Consider the following 18745-nt stretch of genomic DNA (forward strand, 5'->3'; position numbering starts at 1 on the left):
CGCCGTCCGGGGCGAGCAGCGCGGTCCAGCCGTGTACATGGCGGGCCAGCGTGCGCAGCACGGCGGACGCCGGGTCGGGGCGGGCGGCGGCCGCGGCCAGGGCGCGCTGCGCCTCGCTGAGCCGGGTCAGCTCGCGGTGTCTGGCCTCCGTGACGGCCTGCCATACGGCGCTCTCCACGGCGGTGAACGGGGTGCCCGCCGGGACCTCGACGAGCGGCAGACCGTGCCGGTCGCAGGCCTCCACCAGGGCCCGGGGGACGGTGTCGTGCACCGGCGCGATCCCGAAGCCGAGGGCCGCGGCACCGGCCGCGACGGTGCGGGCGGCATAGCCGTCCAGATAGGCGGCGAGGGCGCCCGCACCCCCTGTCACCTCCGCCAGATGCACCCCCGCCGTCAGCAGCATCTCGCCGCCCAGGAGGTACGGCACCGGGTCGGCCATCTCGGACGTGTGCACCCAGTGGATCGCGACGCCCTCGCGGGGGCCGGCCACCTGGCGCAGACCCAGATCCGTACGCGCGAGGAGATCGGCCAGCGGCACCGGCGGGGTGGACGGCGCGGGCATGGGGTGCGGCATGTGCGAACCCTCCACATCGGCGGTTGGCGAGTGGAGGAAACGTACACTTCAGCGCCGCCTTCCCGCCTCCTAGGGTCAACCCCCGAGGCGAGGCGCTTGGCCGAGACCCCCGCTCGCCAAGCGCCGTCGTCTCTCCCTCCCCCCACGTCGCACCACCCTCCCTCTCCTCTTCCTCTCCCCCTCGGCGCAGCTGGAAGGTATGGCCCATGGCTGTCGACTATGCGGTGATCGTGCTCTATTTGGCCGGAATGCTCGCCATGGGCTGGTGGGGAATGCGGCGCGCCAAATCCAAGAGCGACTTCCTGGTCGCGGGGCGCCGCCTCGGCCCCGCGATGTACTCGGGAACCATGGTGGCCATCGTGCTCGGCGGCGCGTCCACCATCGGCGGGGTCGGGCTCGGCTACCAGTACGGTCTGTCCGGCGCCTGGATGGTCTTCACCATCGGCCTCGGACTGCTCGCGCTGAGCATCTTCTTCTCGGCCCGGATCGCCCGGCTGAAGGTCTACACGGTCTCCGAGATGCTGGATCTGCGCTACGGCGGCTCCGCCGGGCTCATCTCCGGCGTCGTGATGTGGGCGTACACGCTGATGCTGGCGGTGACCTCGACCATCGCCTACGCGACCATCTTCGATGTGCTCTTCGGCCTGGACCGGTCGCTCTCGATCATCCTCGGCGGGGCGATCGTCGTCGCGTACTCGACGCTCGGCGGCATGTGGTCGATCACCCTCACCGACATGGTCCAGTTCGTCGTCAAGACGATCGGTGTGCTGCTGCTCCTGCTGCCGATCGCCGTCATCAAGGCGGGCGGCTTCGCCGAGATGAAGGCGCAGCTGCCGGACGACTACTTCGCACCGCTGGGTATCGGCGGGCAGACGGTCTTCACCTACGTACTGATCTACTCGTTCGGCATGCTGATCGGGCAGGACATCTGGCAGCGGGTGTTCACCGCGCGCGGCGACAAGGTGGCGCGCCTGGGCGGTACCGCGGCCGGTACGTACTGTCTGGCCTACGCACTGGCCGGTGCGGTCATCGGCACCGCGGCCAAGGTGCTCTACCCCCATCTGGGCAGCCCGGACGACGCCTTCGCGACGATCGTCAAGGACGCGCTGCCGGTGGGTGTGCGCGGGCTGGTGCTGGCCGCGGCGCTGTCCGCGGTGATGTCCACGTCCTCGGGCGCGCTGATCGCCTGCGCCACGGTCGCCAACAACGACATCTGGGCGCGGGTGAAGGGCTTCGCCTCGGGGCGGCGGGAGGAATCCGCGCAGCCGCATGACGAGGTGCGCGGCAACCGGATCTTCATCCTCCTCATGGGCGTCGCGGTCATCGTCATCGCGATCGCGCTCAACAATGTCGTCGAGGCGCTCACCCTCGCCTACAACGTCCTGGTGGGCGGTCTGCTGGTGCCCATTCTCGGCGGCCTGGTGTGGAAGCGGGGCACCGCCGCCGGCGCGCTCGCCTCGGTCGTGGTCGGCGGCGTGACCGTCATCGGCCTGATGATCACGCTCGGTGTCCTCGCCAACGAGCCGATCTATTACGGGCTGATCGCCTCGCTCGTGGCCTACATGGCGGTCAGCCTGGCCACGAAGCCGACGGACGCGGCGGTGCTGGCCGCCTGGCGGGCGCGGCTGGCCGGGCAGCCGGACACCGTTACGGACGCCGATCCGGTCGGGGGAGCGGCGCCGGCCCCCCGGACTGCTGCCGAACCGTCCTGACCCCCACCTCCGGCTTCTCCCGTTCGCCGCACGTCGTCTCCACCCCACGTCCTCCGCCCCACGTACGCCCCGTCAAGGAAGGCAGCACGTATCCATGAGCACCACCCACCCCACGACGAACCAGCACCGGCGCAACGGCGGCGACCTGGTCGTCGAGTCGCTGACAGCACTCGGCGCAAGCACCGTCTTCGGACTGCCGGGGCAGCACGCGCTGGGAGTGTTCGACGCGCTGCGCCGCTCCACGCTGCGCTATGTGGGGCTGCGGGTGGAGAACAACGCGGGCTTCGCCGCCGATGCGTACGCCAGGACCACGCACGGCGTCGCCCCGCTGCTGGTCTCCACCGGCCCCGGCGCGCTGATGACGCTGGCCGCGCTACAGGAGGCGGCGGCCGGCTCGGCCGCCGTACTGGCCATCGGCAGCCAGGTGCCGCTGGCCGGGATCGGCGGCGGACGCCATGGCTATCTGCATGAACTCACCGACCAGAGCGCCTCGTTCCGGGGCGTGGTCAAGTCCGTCCACACGGCCCGTACCGCCTCGCAGATCCCGTCGGCGGTGGCCGCCGCCTGGGAGTCGGCGCTGAGCGCCCCGCACGGGCCGGTGTGGCTGGAGATTCCGCAGGATGTGCTGCTGGCGGAGGTCGATGTCCCACCGGTCACGGAACTCTCCGCCACACCACGGGAGTTGATGCCCCGCCCCGAGCTGATCGCGGCGGCGGCGGACCGGCTGACGCAGGCCGGGCGGCCGGTGATCCTGGCCGGCGGCGGAGTCGTACGGGCCGGGGCCGAGGCGGAACTGCTGGCGCTCGCCGAGCAGCTGCGGGCACCGGTGGTCACCACCTTCGGCGGCAAGGGCGCCTTCCCGTGGGAGCATCCGCTCTCCCTCCGGTCCTGGCTGGAGGACCGCCACACCACGGCCTTCTTGGAGGACGCGGACACCCTGCTGGTCGTCGGCTCGGGGCTGGGTGAACTCTCCTCGAACTACCACACGTTCCGGCCGCGCGGCCGCGTCGTACAGATCGAGGCGGACCTCGGCAAGCTGGAGTCGAACCATGCCGCGCTGGGCATCCACGCGGATGCGCGGCGGGCGCTGGCCGCGTTGGTCAAGGAGGTGGGGGAACGCGGCGCTGGCGACGTCGGCACCGCCTACGAACCCACCCCCGAGGCCGCCGTCTCCGACCTCCTGGCGCGCGTCCGCGACCGTATCGCCGGACAGCACCTCGACCTGGAGCAGCAGATCCTGGCCTCGGTGCGGGACGCACTGCCCGACGGCGCGGTCAGCTGCTGGGACATGACGATCCTCGCCTACTGGGCCTGGTCCGCCTTCGATCCGCGGCGGACCAACGCACTGCACTCCGCGCAGGGCGCCGGCGGCCTGGGATACGGCTTTCCGGCGGCGCTGGGCGTGGCCGTCGCCGACCCGGCGCGGCCGGTGCTGGCGGTCTCCGGCGACGGCGGCGCGATGTACTCGATCGCCGAACTGGCCACCGCCCGGCAGTACGACCTGCCGGTGACCTGGCTCATCGTGGACGACGGCGGCTACGGCATCCTGCGCGAATACATGACCGACGCCTTCGGCGAGGCCACCGCCACCGAACTCACCCGGCCGGACTTCGTCGCGCTGGCCGAGTCGTTCGGCGTCCCCGCGGTCCGTACGAGCCCGGAGCGGCTGCGTACGGACCTGGCAGCGGCGCTCACCGCCCCCGGCCCCTCCGTCGTCGTACTCCCGGCCCATCTGCGGATGTTCGCACCCACGCATCTGAATTCCTGACCCATGCTCCTGAGTTCCAGATCCACGCAGCTGATTTTCCTGACGACTCCCTGACGACTTCCCGACGATTTCTTAACCTGAACAAACTCCCCGTCAGGCCCCCGTCAAGATCACGTCAGGTGGCCGCAAATCTCTCCCCGTGCTCCTTACCTTGCCGCACCGGGCGCTCGTAGCGTTCCCGGGACGAACCGGGAACAGCAACGGGGGAACGGCACATGTCATCCGAGCACTTCGAGGTACACCCCGAAGGCATACGGGAATTAGCGTCGGAGTTCCGCACCGCCGCGGAGGAGATCGACAGCCGGGTCAAGGGATTCGCCGCGCAGGCCGGCCGGATCGGCACCGCATTCGGGTTGTTGGGCGCGTGCACGGGAGTCACCTCCCAGTATGCGGAGATGCTGAACCACACCGACGAGGGCCTGGTCGAACTCGCCGGACTGCTGCGGCATTCCGGCGCCGGCCTGGAGCACTCGGCCGCCAATTACGACGCGGTCGAATCGCACACGGTCTCCACGATGGGCGGCCGGGCATGAGCCTCAACAGCTTTCTCGTCGACAAGATCACTCCGGTCCTGGAGATGCTGGACATCCCCTGGCCCGGCGGTGACCCGGAAACCCTCCGCGATCTCGCCGCCCGCTGGCACACCTTCGGCCAGGATCTCCACCAGACCGCCGAACACCTCAACGGAAAGGTGAACGCGGTCGTCGGCGACACCTGGAAGGGCGCGGCGGCCGATTCCTTCAAGAAGCACTGGCAGCAGCAGTACAAGGCGCTCCAGGACACCTCGAAGAACTTCGCCGAGGTCCGTAAGGAACTCGACGCCTACGCGGACGAGGCCGAGGCGATTCTCAAGGAGATTGTCGAAATCGCCCTCGAAATCGCCGAGATGGAGTTGGCCGGCGCCCTGCTGACCGTGGTCACGGCGGGCATCTCGGACGTGGTGGCGACGGCCGCCTCCGGGGCGCGGGCGATGAAAATCATCAGCTTGGTGGAGAAGTTCGCGGCGCTGGCGAAGCGGGCCGAGATCGCCGTACAGAAACTGGTCGGCGACTCCAGAGTCCTCAAGCACCTGGTCAAGGGGCTGACCAAGCTTCTCGGAGATGCCCTCAAGAACACCGCCATGAACTACGCGGGCACCGTGGGCACCAAATTGGCCACGGGAAATCCGAGCGAAGGGTTCGGCCTCGGCTGGCAGGACCTTCAGAACGCGGCGGTCGCGGGCACCGTGGCGGCCGCTCCTGGTGCGCTCGGCAAGGGGGTCAGCTCGGTCGGCAGGCACGCGGCGCCCAGCACGCTGGACAAGGTGTTGAACGGCGACGGCCTGACGGGCGGCGCCGAGCGGGCACAGAAGATCGTCTCCGGTGCGCTCGGGAGCGCGGGCGGTACGGCGGTCGCCGAACAGTTCGACCCGAACGCCTCCACGGTCGGCGCGGACTCCGTGACCAGCGGTATCACCGGTGGCTTGGGCGCCCACCGCGCAATGCGGTTCCCTGGAGCCGGAGCCCATGAATCGGTGCGGCCGCATCTCAAGAACGGGTATGAGATCGGTGCGAACGGTGCGGTGTATGCCGGCGGCGGAATGGTCGAGGGCACGGTCAATAACGGACAAGGTCTTCCCGGGGCAGGCCCAGGGCTGACCGACAAGGACGGCGCGGTGGATATCCCTGATGAGTAACGCGGGGCGGCCGCTCGCCCGCCGGAGGTGGTGAGGCCATGTGGCCTTTCGGCGCGGGCAAGCGGCAGGGCACCGGCCGTCGGCGGCGGACCGATGGAAGCCCGCCACCGCCACCTATGACCTACAGGGCCTGGGAGGCGAAATGGGACCAGGTCCGTCCGGAATGGCGCGCGATTCCGGACGTCAAGGGCCGGATGGCGGCAAAGAAGCGGTTTGTCGGCCTGCAGCCGTTCAATGGCGGCTCGATCTGCTTCGACCATGCCACCGTGGGCGAAGTGCCTGATCCTCGTGGCTCCGGTGAGGCAGCGGAGATATTGCTCTGGCAACTCACCCAGAGCAGCACGGGCGGCGGTCGCGGCGGCTATGACATCAAGTCGGCCGGTGTCGCCCTGTGGTTCCGCTATCCCCTCCCGACTTTCGGCGTATATCCCGAGAGCCCGCATTGGAAAGCGAGGGTGCAGGACTTTCCGTCGCACACGGAACATCTGCTCCACCAGGGCGACGCGGGAGTGCTCGGGCCGCGTTTCGTGGGGACGCAGGTGGTGGCGGCCGACGCAGACACCGTGGCGGCGCTGATGACGCCGGAAGTGATGGAGCGGCCCCAACTAGGGGGACGGCATTGGCGTCTGGACGGAAATACCGCGGTCGCCTGGTCCAAGGGCCACAAGAGCCCCGACATGCTGGCCGAAGCCGTCGTGGACATCTGCGCCATGGTCGCCGGAATTCCCCAGGAATTGCTGAACCTGGCCGCCGGGGCCGCCCAGGGACCTCAGGACCTGCCCGGCGGCTCGGGGCCGGGCACGCCCTAGTCGGGGCGTCGGTGGTGGTCTCGCAGGCCGGCGGTGCTGCTGGTCGAGACGGTTCCGCAAGACGGGGTACCCGGCTGCTCAGGCGGGGGCGGGCTCCAGGTCGGCATCGTCAAAGGGTGGATAGCTCACGCTGCCCATTCGCTCGGCCGCATCGATGTAGTCGGCAAGAGCGTCGCGGGATTGAGCGAGCCTCTCCATCTGATCGTCCAGTCGCCGCAGCCGTGACCGCATCGCGGCCAGCAACTCGGAACAGCCGGGCAGCTCCGGGGCCTCGCCGACCGCACAGGGCAGCAGGTACGCGATGTCCTCGGAGGACAAACCGGCGCCGAGCAGGTGCCGGATCTGCTTCACCCGCAGCACGGCGTTCTCGTCGTACTCGCGGTAACCGTTCGCGCCGCGGTCTGCCTCCAGCAGGCCCTGGGCCTCGTAGTAGCGCAACTGATGGGCGTTGACGCCCGTCCGACGACTCAGTTCCCCGATCCGCATCGAAACCTCGCTTGACCTTCACACCGGTATCAACGTTGACGATGCTGCCATGAACAACAAAACCGATACACCCGTGACAGTCATCGGACTCGGACGGATGGGCCAGGCACTCGCCGGCGCGTTCCTGAAGGCCGGGCATCCCACAACCGTGTGGAACCGTACGGCCTCCAAGGCCGACCAGTTGGTGGCCGAGGGTGCACGGCTGGCGCCAACGGTTGGCGACGCGCTCAAGGCAGGTTCCCTGACGATCATCTGCGTCACCGACTACCAAGCCATGCACGAGCTGCTCGGCGCGAGCGATATCGCACTGGACGGCACGATATTGATCAACCTGACCTCGGGCGACTCGGCCCAGGCCCGGGACACCGCCCAATGGGCAAAGGAGCGCGGCGCCCATTACCTGGACGGCGCCATCATGGCCATCCCATCGGCGATCGGGACCGCAGAGGCGGTGATTCTGCACAGCGGGCCGCAGTTGGACTCCGAGGTGTACAAGTCAACACTCGACGCGCTCGGCACCGTCACCTACCTTGGCGCGGACCCTGGGCTGGCGTCCCTGTACGACGTGGCCGGCCTGGCCATGATGTGGAGCGTCCTGAACGCCTGGCTCCAGGGCACTGCCCTGCTCAGGACGGCCGGTGTCGACGCCGCGACGTACGCGCCATTCGCGCGGCAGATCGCCGCCGGGGTGGCCGAATGGCTGCCTGGGCATGCCGAGCAGATCGACAGCGGCTCCTTCCCGGCCGAGGTGGCGTCCCTGGAGACCCACGCCCGGTCGATGGATCACCTGGTCGAGGAGAGCGAGGCGGTGGGCGTCAACGCCGAACTGCCGAAGTTGATCAAGGCGATGGCCGACCGCTCGATCGCCGCCGGACACGGTGGGGAGCAGTATCCCGTGCTGATCGAAGAGTTTGGGAAACCCCGCAACGACTGACCGATCCCGACACCGGGCTCTAGTCTCCGGCTTTCGTGTGGCGAGCTGTCCGGATCATGATCACGAACCTGGGAAACGCCTCTGACCAGCAAGAATGAGGATTGTCGAGGTCCTTGTTCCTGCCACCGTCGGAGGCACTTCCCAAGTGAAGAGGCGTATCGGTTCTTACCCGCGTGTCCGCGTCGAGGGCAGTGGGGGGACGGTGGTCTCGCAGGCGGGAGGTGTCCTGCTGGTGGAGACGGTCCGCAAGGCCGGGCTGGATCAGGCGATATCGGCGGCCCTGGCGCCGTGGTGCAGGCCGCGGGCGGTTTCGGGCACCACCCGCTGACGGCCTTCGTCGACCACGGTCAAGGCGGCAGTGGGGAGCCGGTCGCCGCTGTGCTGCGGCCCGGCAACGCGGGCAGCAACACCGCCGCCGACCACATCACCACGGCCCAACTGGCCCTGGCCCAGCTGCCGAAGAAGTACCGGCGCGGGCGCCGGACGCTGATCCGGACCGACTCCGGCGGCGGCACTCACGAGTTCGTGACCTGGCTCGCGAGGCGCGGAAGGTGGCTGTCCTACTCGGTCGGAATGACCATCACCGACGTCATTCATCAAACCGTCCTGAAGGTCCCCGCCTCTGCCTGGACAGCGGCCGTCGAGCCCGGCGGGGAGATCCGTGGCGGTGCCTGGGTGGCCGAGCTCGACGGCGACGCCCTCAAGGGCTGGCCGAAGGGAATACGGCTGATCGTCCGCAAGGAACGTCCGCACCCCGGCGCCCAGTTGCGCTTCATCGACGCCGACGGACTACGGCTGACCTGCTTCGCCACCAACACCACCGGGATGGCGATCGCCGCCCTCGAACTGCGCCACCGTCAGCGGGCACGAGCCGAGGACCGTACCCGAAACGCGCGCCACCGGCCTGCGCAACCTGCCCCTCCACGACTCCGCGCAGAACCGGATCTGGCTGGAGATCGTCCAGCTCGCCCTGGACCTGCTCGCCTGGATGCCGATGCCCGCCCTCACCGGCCAGGCCCGAGTCTGGGAGCCTCGCCGTTTGCGGCTCCGTCTGTTCTCTGCCGCCGCCCAGCTCGTCACCACCGCCCGTCGACGGCACCTCAGATTCGCCCGACACTGGCCCTGGACCGACGTCATCACCGCAGCGACCCAGCGACTCGACGCCCCCCGAACCCCGGCTGACCAGCAGCGACAACCCACCCCTACGACCAGAACCCGCACGCCGGAGCCGTGGAACCCGGCGCCCACCCGACACGACAGTCGGGCCACTGGCTTGCCGCACCCCATCCAACAAGCCGAAACGGCCCACCAGATGAAGCGGCAAGCCGTCACGAAAGATCGAGGCCAGCTCCCGGCACGCGAGCACTCCGAGCCGCCGCCCGCGCGGTGCGGTGCCGACTGCTCGAACACCGGGCCCAACTGATCCGTCGCCCTGTGCCCGCTCCCCCAACGGCTCTACTGTCGTCGGGGGACGGAGGAGACCGACATGAGCGAATGGATCAGCCCACAGCACGCGGAGACGGTGTCCGCCTACCGCAAGAACGTTGATGCGGGCAGCCACCCCCGCCCACCCCGCAGCAAGTGGGGCAAGCAGCAGCGCCGGTGCTCCGGATGCGTGATGGTGGTGGACACGGCGACCGGAACGCCCTACACGGTGGCCTGCGCCTGCCCGAGCAGGCCCGCATAAGAGCGCGCTTGCTCTGGGTACGTCCGAATGTTCGGATGAAGCAAACGTTCGCCGCCTGCGGGCCCTTGTGGCCCGGTCAGCAGGACCCGTCGGTGCGGCCCTGGCGCGCCGCCCCGCTCACCCGCCCCTGCACCAACCGCGACAGCGACGCGTGTACGTCCTCGACCGATCGGTCCGGCTGGAAGGACTGCCAGTCCAGGGCGGCCACCAGGACCATGCCGAGGAGGGCGGAGGCGGTGAGGGGGATGTCGAGTTCTTCGGTGAGTTCGCCGGTGCGGACGGCGTCGCGCAGGACGGACTCGACGACCGTCACTGCCCGGCCGCGTACCGACATCAGGGTGGTGCGCCAGGTGCGGTTGGTGCGCCAGAGTTCGGCGACGTAGAGCTGGGTGAGGGCGGGGGAGCGGGCGATGAAGTCCAGGCCCGCGCGGATCATGGCGTCCAGGGCGTCGACCCGGGTGCCGCCGCGGGCCGCTGTGGTGTCGGCCGCCTGCCGCAGCGAGTCGGTGAGCAGATCGATACCGTCGCGCAGCAGCTCCTCGTAGAGGACGTTCTTGCTGGGGAAGTTGTAGTAGACGGTGCCTTTGGCGACGCCTGCGCGGTCGGCGATCTCGTCGACGGTGGTGGCGGAGAAGCCCTGTTCGGCGATGAGGGTGACGGCGGCGTCGAAGAGCCGGCGCCGGGTCGATGCGCGGCGGGGGCCGGGGGCGGCCCCGGGGGCGGTGCCGTTGCCGGCACCGCCCCGTCGGTCTGAGCGAACGCTCATGCCGAAACTCCCCCAGCCTTCGGCCGGGGGGACCCCCACGCGCGCTCGGCTTCGCATGCGCTCAGTGCGCACCTCTCCATGGTGAGCTCACTTCGTTCGCTCACAGGCTGAGCTCCGGATGCAGATCCTTCATCCGTACGACCTGCCGGCCGCGCGCCGCGAGTGCGGTGAGGGCCAGCGCGCCGAGGGTGAACGCGGCGAGGACCGCACAGCCCTGCCAGACGACGGTGACATCGCCGCCGGTGATCAGGCGGCGCAGACCGTCGACGACGTAACTCATCGGCAGGAAGGGGTGGATGGCGCCGAAGAAGCCGGGGCTGGTCTGCACCGGGTAGGTGCCGCCCGCCGAGGTCAGCTGGAGCATCAGGACGACCAGGGTCAGCACCCGGCCGGCCGGTCCGAAGAACGCGCTCAGCAGCTGGATGATGGCGGTGAAGGTGGCCGTGGCCAGCAGCAGGAAGCCGATGGTGGCGCCCGAGCGGGCCATCTCCAGGCCGAGGCCCCAGTGGAGTACGGCCATCAGGGCCAGCACCTGTACGGCGCCGATGGCGAAGGCCGGCAGCCATGAGCCGAGCGCGATCCGCCAGCCGGGGGCGCCCGCGGCCAGTGCGCGCTTGCCCAGCGGCTGGAGCAGCATGAACGCGACCATCGCGCCGACCCAGAGGGACAGCGGGATGAAGTACGGCGCCAGGCCGGTGCCGTAGTTGGGCGCCTTGTGCAGCGACTTGGCGGCCAGCTCGACGGGGTCGGCCATCACCTCGGTGCGGGCGTCCCGGTCCTTCTTGTCGTAGTCCGGGATCTTGGCGACGCCGCTGTGCAGCCCGCTCGCCAGCTGGTTGGAGCCGTCCTTGAGCTTGAAGAGACCGCCGGTGAGCTTCTCGGCGCCGTCCTTGGCGTCACCGAGCTTGTCGTGCACCTGGCCCGCGCCGTCGGCCACCTTGCCGGTGCCGTCGGCGAGCTGACCGGCACCGTCGGCGAGCCGGCCGGTGCCCGCGGCGATCTTCCCGGCACCGTCGGACACCTGGTGGGCGCCGCTGTTCAGCTGGTTGATCTTGGCGACGGCGGCCTCCAGGTCCTGCTGGGAGGTCGGCGCGCGCTCGGCGACCAGGTTGGCCACCCGCTCAAGGGTGTGCAGATCGCCGGTCAGCTTGTCGATGTCGGAGGAGTGCGACGCGACGATGGAGTTGACCTTTTCCGCCGTGTCGGCGGCCAGCTCGGTGGCGTCCTTGGCCCGCTTCAGCGCGGGGCAGTCGGGGTCCAGGCTGACGGCGCCGGAGCAGCGCTGGTCGTACATCTCGGCCAGCTGGTCGGCCGACTCGCGGGCGTCCTGGGCGGCCTTGGAGGTGTCCTGCGGCAGCTTGCGGAGGTCGGCGGCGAGGGCGCGGGAGGCCTCGGCGACCAGCCGGGCCTTCTCGCCCAGGTCCTTGGCGTACTTCTTGAGGACCGGACGGGCCTTGCCGGCCGCGTCGTTGGCACGGTCGGCGAGCTGCTGGGTGCCGTCCGCGATCCGGCGGGCGCCCTGGCTGAGCTCCAGCATCTTGGAGCGGGCGGTGCCGACGCCGTTCTTGAGGTCCTCGGCGCCCTGGTGCGCCTTGCCCGCGCCGTCGCTGACCGCCCCGGCGCCCTTGCCGAGCTTGCCGAGGCCGTCCGCGAGTTCGCCGGAGCCCTTCTTGGCCGAGCCGACGCCCTTGTCGAGCTTGCCGGCGCCGTCGGCGGCCTTGGCGGTCTGGTCGTGCAGGTCGGAGAAGGACACAAAGATCTTGTCGAGCATGGCCCGCGACGACGTCGCCGAGGTCTTGGCGCGGAGCTCGGAGAAGACGGTCTTGGAGATCGAGCCGACGACGTAGTTGTTGGCGTCGTTCGTACGGACCTGGAGCGCGCCGGTCTGCGGGTCGTCGCCGGAGCTGGAGGCGATCCGCTGGCTGAAGTTCTTCGGAACGGTCAGGGAGAGGTAGTACGTGCCGTTCTCGACGCCCTTGGCGGCGTCCGCGGCGCTGACCTCCTCCCAGTTGAACGTCTTGCTGTCCTTGACCTTCTCGGCCAGGTCGTCACCCGCGGTGATCTTCTTACCGTCAGCGGTGGCGCCCCGGTCGTCGTTGACGAGCGCCACCGGGATCTTGTCCAGGCGGGCGTAGGGGTCCCAGAAGGAGCAGAGGTAGAGCGCTCCGTACAGCAGGGGGATCAGCATGAGGGCCACCAGGCCCAGCCGGGGCAGCTTTCCCCTGCCGAAGCGCCTGAGCTCAAGCGCGGCCAGTTTCGGCGAACGCATGCGCCGCTTCCTCCTTGGGGGTGTGGGGGTGGGGGTCGGCCGGCTCGTCCTCGCCGGGTGCGGGGGTTGCGCTGTCCGCGGGCGCGGTGCGCACGATCAGGGCGTCCGAGGGGGCGTCGCTGCCGGCGGCCACCACGGTGGTGCCCTCCAGCGCGAGATCCCGCAACAGCTGCCAGGCCAGGGCCCGTTCGGCCGCGGACAGCTTGAGGTCGACATCGTCGACGGCCAGCAGGTGCGGGCCGTGCATGGCCGCGAGCGCGATCGACAGCCGCAGCGCTTCGAGCCGCTCCAGATCGCGGACGGTCGTACGCAGGCCCTTGGGCAGGGTCTCGGGGTCGAGCCGGGCGGCCGCGAGGGCGGCGTCGATCCGGGCCCGGGTGGTCTCCTTGTGGCGCTTGCCCCAGGGGAGCGCGCCGCTCAGGGAGCCGTTGAGGCGGTGGCCCAACAGGGCCTGTTCCTGGAGGTGTTCGCCGACGGTGAGGGCCGGTTCGAGGTCGGCGACGCCCGGTACGTGGGCGATGGCGGTACGGCTGCGCACCGTACCCATCCGCTTGGGCAGCGGGAGGCCGGCGACCGTCGCCTCGCCCTCGGTGATCCGCATCCGGCCGGTGAGGGCCAGCAGCAGACAGGTGCGACCGGAGCCCGAGGGGCCCTGGACGGCGATCAGCGCGCCCGGATCCGCGGTGAGGTCGACGCCTCTGAAGGCCCACCCCCGTGGGCCCTCCACTCCGATCCCCCTGGCGTTGACCGCCGCCCCCTGGCGGGTGGTGTTCACAAACACCCCTCCCCTTTTGATCTGACTGGTCAGTCTAAAAGTGTGCCGTACGAAAGGCCCGTTGACAAAAAACGGGCGGAATCGGTCGCCCCGCCAGAACATCCCGCCGACTGGCTGACTCCCCCTGCGCGCGGACCTAGGGTCGAAGACGCTTGTGATGTTCAAGGTGACGTCCGTGCCAAAGGCGCGGTACGGGCCGCGTACGTACGACGGAGAACCATGGAGCACTCGGCACCTCACCCCGTGGACCGGTCACCGCGGCACCCGGCACAGCAGCGGCCCAGGCCCGCGGCCCGTCGCTCGCGCAAGGCGGTCGCCCCGCTGGTCGCGGGGGCGCTGGTCGCGGTCCTCGCGCCCGTATCGGCCTCGGCCTCGGCGCCGATGCCCACCCCGGGGCCGAGGCCGGCCCACACCGCGCACGGGTCCTGCACCAAGGGCCCCGACGGCGCCGGCTGGACCGCCACCGCCACCAGGATCGACACCAAGGACAGCCACCACGCCTTCGTCGGCAACGGCTATCTGGGGCAGCGGGTGCCGCCCAACGGCACCGGATACGCGGCGCCCGGCGGCGAGACCGGCTGGCCCCTAAAGACGCCCGCATACGACGGATCGTTTGTCTCCGGGCTGTACGCCAAGGGGCCCAGGAACGTCGAGGGCCGGCAGGCCATCGCCGCGATCCCCACCTGGACCACCCTCGATGTCGCCACCGGCGGCCCGCACCCCGACACCTTCTCCTCCGCCACCAAGCCCGGCCGCATCTCCCACTACCGCCAGACGCTCTCGCTGCGCTGCGGCTTCGTCCGTACGTCGCTGACCTGGACGGCCGCCGACGGCCGCAGCACCGACCTGGTCTACGACGTGCTCGCCGACCGCAACGACGCGCACACCGGTGCCGTACGCCTGCGGATGACGCCCCACTGGAGCGGATCGGCCACGGTCACCGACGCCCTCGACGGACGCGGCGCCCGCCGGATGACGCCCTCGGGCGGCCGGTCCGGCGCCGGCGGCACGGGGACCGGCCGCACCATGGACGTCGCCTTCCGTACGGACGGGACGAAGACCGAAGGCGCGGTGGCCTCCACCCTGCGCACCGGTCCCGGGGTTCGCGCCGGCGAGATTTCACCGGCTCCGCAGGCAAGCGGGCTGAGCAACCGGCGGCAGCTGACGTTCCCGGTCCGCAGCGGCCGCTCGTACGAGCTGACCAAGTACGTCGGCGTGGACACCGCGCTCACCTCCCGCTCCCCGCGCGCCGCCGCCGACGCCGCCTCGCGCCGGGCCGCGGACCGCGGCTGGGACGCCCTGTTCGCCCGGCACACCGCCGCCTGGCAGCGGCTGTGGCGCAGCGACATCGAGGTGAAGGGGCAGCGCGAGCTGCAGTCCTGGGTGCGCTCGGCGGAGTACGGGCTGCTGTCCTCTGTGCGCGCCGGCGGCGACAACAGCATCGGACCCACCGGCCTGACCAGCGACAACTACGCCGGCGAGATCTTCTGGGACGACGAGACCTGGATGTACCCGGGCCTGCTGGCGAGCCACCCCGAACTCGCCCGGTCGATCGTCGACTACCGCTACAAGACCCGGGCCGGGGCCCGCGCCAACGCCAGGAAGCTCGGCTACGACGGGCTGTTCTACTCCTGGACCAGCGGCAGCAAGGGCGATCTGTGGAACGAGTGCCACAGCTGGGACCCGCCGCACTGCAAGACCCAGAACCATCTGATGGGCGATATCTCCCTCGCCGCCTGGCAGTACTACCTCGCCACCAAGGACACCGCCTGGCTGCGCTCACGCGGCTGGCCGGTCCTCAAGGGCATCGCCGAATTCTGGACCTCGCGCGCCACCCGTAACGCCGACGGCAGCTACTCCGTCAAGAACGTCGCCGGGCCGGACGAGTACAGCAACGGCGTCACCGACGGTGTGTTCACCAACGCCGGCGCCGCCACCGCGCTGCGGCACGCCACCCGCGCCGCCGCCGTCCTCGGCGAAAAGGCGCCGGCCGCCTGGCAGACCATCGCCGGCAAGCTGCGGATCCCCTACGACAGCAAGAACAAGGTCTTCGAGCAGTACGCCGGCTACCGGGGCACGACCATCAAGCAGGCCGACACCGTGCTGCTGATGTACCCGCTGGAATGGCCGATGTCGCGGCGGCAGGCGTCCGCCACGCTGGACTTCTACGCCGCGCGCACCGACCCGGACGGCCCGGCCATGACGGACTCGGTGCACGCCATCGACGCGGCCGGGATCGGCGAGGCCGGCTGCTCGACGTACACCTATCTGCTGCGGTCCATCAAGCCGTTCGTCCGCGGGCCGTTCGCGCAGTTCTCCGAGGCGCGCGGCGAGAAGGCCGGCGCCGAGGACCCGCACGCCGGCAGGCCCGCCCAAGACTTCCTCACCGGCAAGGGCGGCTTCCTGCAGACCTTCACCCAGGGGCTGACCGGGCTGCGGCTGCGCGAGGACACGGTGCGTCTCGACCCGATGCTGCCGCCGCAGCTGTCCGACGGCGTCACGCTGCGCGGCCTGCACTGGCAGGGGCGGATGTACGACGTGGTGATCGGCGTGCACCAGACCACGGTGCGGCTGACCGCCGGTGCGCCGATGCGGATCGAGTCGCCGGAGGGCGAGCGGGTGATCAGCCGGGGCGTGCCGGCCGTGCTGAAGACCCGCCGCCCGGATCTGGCCGCGACCTCCGACGCGGCCCGCTGCACCCGGGCCACGGCGACCTCGGACGAGCCCGGGATGTACCCGGCTGCCGCGGTGGACGGCAATGCCGCCACCGCCTGGGTGCCCAACGCCGCCACCGGCACCCTCACCGTCGACCTCGGCCGGATCACCCGCGTCGGGCAGATCACCCCGCACTGGAACGCGACCCGGCCCCGGCACTGGAACGTCCAGGTCTCGCAGGACGGACAGCACTGGTCAGGGACCGGATACGCGGGGCGCACCCCGGCCCGGTACGTACGGGTCGTGGTGGAGGGTGACCGGACCCCGGTGGCCAAGGGGAAGCCCGCGCCGCATCCGGGGATCGCGGAGCTGACGGTGGAGCGGGTGAAGTGATCATGCGCCGGCGCTGGCCGATCACCGGCGTATGACGACCACCGGCGTATGACGACCGCGGCCCGGACGCGGCCCGGACCGGCCGGTGAATTGTTGCGGCGGGATGAAATCCGCCCCTCGCGGTGTTGGTGCCTTGCGGTAGGGCGTCGATGCGTGGGAGGCACCGGGTGGCGGGGACGGATACGGAACGAGTGGGCTGGGCGCGGCGGCTGACCCGCGACTGCTGGCAGTACAGGAAAGATGTGCTGCTGGCCCTCGGCTCCTCGCTCGCCGGGATGGCCGTGATGGCCCTGGTCCCGCTCGTACCGAAGCTGATCATCGACGATGTCATCGTCCAGCACGAGCGCTCCCTCGCCCCCTGGGCGAGCCTGCTGATCGCCGCCGCCGTCGTGGTCTACGTCCTCACCTACATCCGCCGCTTCTACGGCGGCCGGCTCGCCCTGGACGCACAGCACGATCTGCGGACCCGGATGTTCGGCGCGATCGCCCGGCTCGACGGCCGACGGCAGGACGAGCTGAGCACCGGCCAGGTCGTCGGCCGCGCCACCAGCGACCTTCAGCTGATCCAGGGCCTGCTGTTCATGGTCCCGATGATGATCGGGAACGTTCTGCTGTTCGTGATCTCGCTGATCGTGATGGCGGTGCTGTCGCCGCTGCTCACCGTCGTGGCGCTGGCCGTCGCCCCCGCCCTGTGGTTCATCGCCAAGCGCAGNCGCTGGCCGTCGCCCCCGCCCTGTGGTTCATCGCCAAGCGCAGCCGCATCCGGCTCTTCCCCGCCACCTGGTACGCCCAGGGGCAGGCGGCCGCGGTGGCCGGTGTCGTGGACGGCGCGGTCTCCGGCGTCCGGGTCGTCAAGGGCTTCGGGCAGGAGGAGCAGGAGACCGGCAAGCTGCGCGAGGTCGGCCGCCGGCTGTTCGCCGGGCGGCTGCGCACGGTCCGGCTCAACGCCCGCTACACCCCCGCGCTACAGGCCGTACCGGCGCTCGGACAGGTCGCGATGCTGGCCCTCGGCGGCTGGATGGCCGCCCGCGGCCAGGTCACTCTCGGTACCTTCGTCGCCTTCTCCACGTATCTGGCGCAGCTGGTCGGACCGGTCAGGATGCTGGCGATGATGCTCACCGTCGGGCAGCAGGCGCGGGCCGGTGTGGAGCGGGTCTACGAGCTGATCGACACCGAACCGTCGATCGAGGAGCGGCCGGATGCGCGCGAGCTGCCCGCGAACGCCCCGGCCACCGTCGAGTTCGACCGGGTGACGTTCGGTTACGGACGGCCGCACGACGACGGGGAGAGTGAGGGCCTCCGCCCCGTCCTCGACGCTTTCTCGCTGCGCATCGAGGCCGGTGAGACGGTCGCCGTGGTCGGCACGTCCGGCAGCGGCAAGTCCACCGTCTCGCTGCTGCTGCCCCGCTTCTACGACGTCTCGGCGGGCCGCATCCTGGTCGGCGGCCACGATGTGCGCGACCTGACGCTGGAGTCGCTGCGGGCCGCCATCGGCCTGGTCCCCGAGAGCAGCTTCCTGTTCTCCGACTCCGTACGCGACAACATCGCCTACGGCCATCCGGACGCCACCGACAGGCAGGTGCGCGCCGCGGCCCGCGCCGCCCAGGCCGACGGCTTCATATCCGAGCTTCCCGAGGGCTATGACACCAAGGTCGGCGAGCAGGGGCTGACCCTGTCCGGCGGCCAGCGGCAGCGCGTCGCCCTGGCCCGCGCCATCCTCACCGACCCCCGGCTGCTGGTCCTGGACGATGCGACCTCCGCGGTCGACGCCCGGGTCGAGCACGAGATCCATGAGGCGCTGCGCGGCGTGATGGCGGGCCGTACGACCCTGCTCATCGCGCACCGCGCCTCCACCCTGGCGCTCGCCGACCGGGTCGCCGTCCTCGACGGCGGGCGGCTGGTCGACATCGGCACCCAGCAGGAGCTGGAGGAGCGCTGTCCGCTCTACCGCAAGCTGCTGACCGACCCGGAGGAGCTGGGCGGTGTCGAGCGCGACCCGGCGGGCGAGCTGGCCGGCGTCTTCGACGGGGAGTTCGCCGCCACCGGGCTGCTGGAACGGACACCGGACGCCGTCGGGCGCGCCGAGCTCGACGGCGAGGCGGAGGACGCGGCGGAGCGGGCCGGGACGGTCGGCACCATCACCCCCGAGCTGTGGGTGCGCCGCGAGCACGACGCCGAGGCGGGCGCGGCCGACGTGGCGCCCCGCACGGCCGCCGCCGGGCCCGGAATCGCCGCCGCGATG

At 70.7% G+C, this 18745-nt stretch carries 13 protein-coding genes and 3 pseudogenes; 11 read left to right on the plus strand and 5 right to left on the minus strand.

The window, feature by feature from the left end; all coding sequences use genetic code 11:
* The coding region (locus DY245_RS05570; protein WP_181923534.1) for a PucR family transcriptional regulator ligand-binding domain-containing protein at positions 1-574 on the minus strand (574 nt) is incomplete at its 3' end.
* Positions 575-780: 206 nt separating this feature from the next.
* Here DY245_RS05570 and DY245_RS05575 point away from each other — a divergent pair.
* The 5 genes from DY245_RS05575 (at position 781) to DY245_RS05595 (ending at position 6538) form a co-directional block, all read left to right on the plus strand.
* Positions 781-2286: a sodium:solute symporter family protein gene (locus tag DY245_RS05575; RefSeq protein ID WP_128504144.1), complete on the plus strand. Its 1506-nt coding sequence runs from the start codon at positions 781-783 to the stop codon at positions 2284-2286.
* Between the two features lie 94 nt (positions 2287-2380).
* On the plus strand, positions 2381-4054 hold the full coding sequence (locus DY245_RS05580) for a thiamine pyrophosphate-binding protein (RefSeq protein WP_128504147.1): 1674 nt from the start codon (positions 2381-2383) through the stop codon (positions 4052-4054).
* A gap of 215 nt (positions 4055-4269) precedes the next feature.
* Entirely contained in the window at positions 4270-4587 is a 318-nt protein-coding gene (locus DY245_RS05585) for a type VII secretion target (RefSeq protein ID WP_128504150.1), read from the plus strand.
* Positions 4584-5729, plus strand: a complete 1146-nt coding sequence (locus DY245_RS05590) for a WXG100 family type VII secretion target (protein WP_128504152.1) — start codon at positions 4584-4586, stop codon at positions 5727-5729. Before DY245_RS05585 ends, DY245_RS05590 begins: the two co-directional genes overlap by 4 nt.
* 116 nt (positions 5730-5845) lie before the next feature.
* A complete protein-coding gene (locus tag DY245_RS05595) occupies positions 5846-6538 on the plus strand; it encodes a hypothetical protein (RefSeq protein WP_128504154.1) in 693 nt (230 codons plus the stop codon).
* Positions 6539-6616: 78 nt separating this feature from the next.
* Here DY245_RS05595 and DY245_RS05600 read toward each other — a convergent pair whose 3' ends face one another.
* The gene (locus DY245_RS05600) at positions 6617-7024 is read right to left on the minus strand and encodes a MerR family transcriptional regulator (RefSeq protein ID WP_128504156.1); all 408 of its coding nucleotides are present in this window, start codon (positions 7022-7024) and stop codon (positions 6617-6619) included.
* Positions 7025-7073: 49 nt separating this feature from the next.
* Between DY245_RS05600 and DY245_RS05605 the strand changes: the two genes are divergently transcribed.
* From DY245_RS05605 to DY245_RS05615, 3 genes and pseudogenes are all read left to right on the plus strand, one after another.
* Positions 7074-7958: an NAD(P)-dependent oxidoreductase gene (locus tag DY245_RS05605; protein ID WP_128504168.1), complete on the plus strand. Its 885-nt coding sequence runs from the start codon at positions 7074-7076 to the stop codon at positions 7956-7958.
* A gap of 145 nt (positions 7959-8103) precedes the next feature.
* Positions 8104-9140 (plus strand): annotated as a pseudogene (locus tag DY245_RS05610) (IS1380 family transposase).
* 304 nt (positions 9141-9444) lie between these two features.
* Complete coding sequence (locus tag DY245_RS05615) at positions 9445-9645, plus strand: hypothetical protein (protein ID WP_128504158.1); 201 nt, start codon at positions 9445-9447, stop codon at positions 9643-9645.
* A 76-nt stretch (positions 9646-9721) separates the two neighbouring features.
* On the opposite strand, the gene DY245_RS05620 is transcribed toward DY245_RS05615, so the two are convergent.
* The 3 genes from DY245_RS05620 to DY245_RS05630 form a co-directional block, all read right to left on the minus strand.
* Positions 9722-10411, minus strand: a complete 690-nt coding sequence (locus DY245_RS05620; protein WP_128504160.1) for a TetR/AcrR family transcriptional regulator — start codon at positions 10409-10411, stop codon at positions 9722-9724.
* Positions 10412-10511: 100 nt separating this feature from the next.
* Complete coding sequence (locus tag DY245_RS05625; RefSeq protein WP_128504162.1) at positions 10512-12680, minus strand: YhgE/Pip domain-containing protein; 2169 nt, start codon at positions 12678-12680, stop codon at positions 10512-10514.
* On the minus strand, positions 12652-13455 hold the full coding sequence (locus DY245_RS05630) for an ATP-binding cassette domain-containing protein (protein ID WP_181923535.1): 804 nt from the start codon (positions 13453-13455) through the stop codon (positions 12652-12654). The genes DY245_RS05625 and DY245_RS05630 overlap by 29 nt, the downstream gene beginning before the upstream one ends.
* Before the next feature lie 219 nt (positions 13456-13674).
* On the opposite strand from DY245_RS05630, the gene DY245_RS05635 reads away from it, so the two are divergent.
* From DY245_RS05635 to DY245_RS05640, 3 genes and pseudogenes are all read left to right on the plus strand, one after another.
* Positions 13675-16503 (plus strand): discoidin domain-containing protein, encoded by a 2829-nt coding sequence (locus tag DY245_RS05635; RefSeq protein ID WP_128504166.1) that lies wholly within the window; start codon positions 13675-13677, stop codon positions 16501-16503.
* Positions 16504-16652: 149 nt separating this feature from the next.
* Positions 16653-17215, plus strand: a pseudogene (locus DY245_RS45835) (ABC transporter transmembrane domain-containing protein); the annotation flags it as partial.
* Position 17216: 1 nt separating this feature from the next.
* Positions 17217-18745: pseudogene (locus DY245_RS05640) on the plus strand (ABC transporter ATP-binding protein); the annotation flags it as partial.

The sequence above is a fragment of the Streptomyces inhibens genome (assembly GCF_003389455.1).
Lineage (GTDB): Bacteria > Actinomycetota > Actinomycetes > Streptomycetales > Streptomycetaceae > Streptomyces > Streptomyces inhibens.

Excerpts from the sequence above, each read along its gene's own strand:
- DY245_RS05625 (WP_128504162.1), bottom strand. The coding sequence starts at position 12,680 with ATGCGTTCGCCGAAACTGGCCGCGCTTGAGCTCAGGCGCTTCGGCAGG.
- DY245_RS05600 (WP_128504156.1), bottom strand. The coding sequence starts at position 7,024 with ATGCGGATCGGGGAACTGAGTCGTCGGACGGGCGTCAACGCCCATCAG.
- DY245_RS05615 (WP_128504158.1), top strand. The coding sequence starts at position 9,445 with ATGAGCGAATGGATCAGCCCACAGCACGCGGAGACGGTGTCCGCCTAC.
- DY245_RS05585 (WP_128504150.1), top strand. The coding sequence starts at position 4,270 with ATGTCATCCGAGCACTTCGAGGTACACCCCGAAGGCATACGGGAATTA.
- DY245_RS05620 (WP_128504160.1), bottom strand. The coding sequence starts at position 10,411 with ATGAGCGTTCGCTCAGACCGACGGGGCGGTGCCGGCAACGGCACCGCC.
- DY245_RS05580 (WP_128504147.1), top strand. The coding sequence starts at position 2,381 with ATGAGCACCACCCACCCCACGACGAACCAGCACCGGCGCAACGGCGGC.
- DY245_RS05590 (WP_128504152.1), top strand. The coding sequence starts at position 4,584 with ATGAGCCTCAACAGCTTTCTCGTCGACAAGATCACTCCGGTCCTGGAG.
- DY245_RS05605 (WP_128504168.1), top strand. The coding sequence starts at position 7,074 with ATGAACAACAAAACCGATACACCCGTGACAGTCATCGGACTCGGACGG.
- DY245_RS05575 (WP_128504144.1), top strand. The coding sequence starts at position 781 with ATGGCTGTCGACTATGCGGTGATCGTGCTCTATTTGGCCGGAATGCTC.
- DY245_RS05595 (WP_128504154.1), top strand. The coding sequence starts at position 5,846 with ATGACCTACAGGGCCTGGGAGGCGAAATGGGACCAGGTCCGTCCGGAA.
- DY245_RS05635 (WP_128504166.1), top strand. The coding sequence starts at position 13,675 with ATGGAGCACTCGGCACCTCACCCCGTGGACCGGTCACCGCGGCACCCG.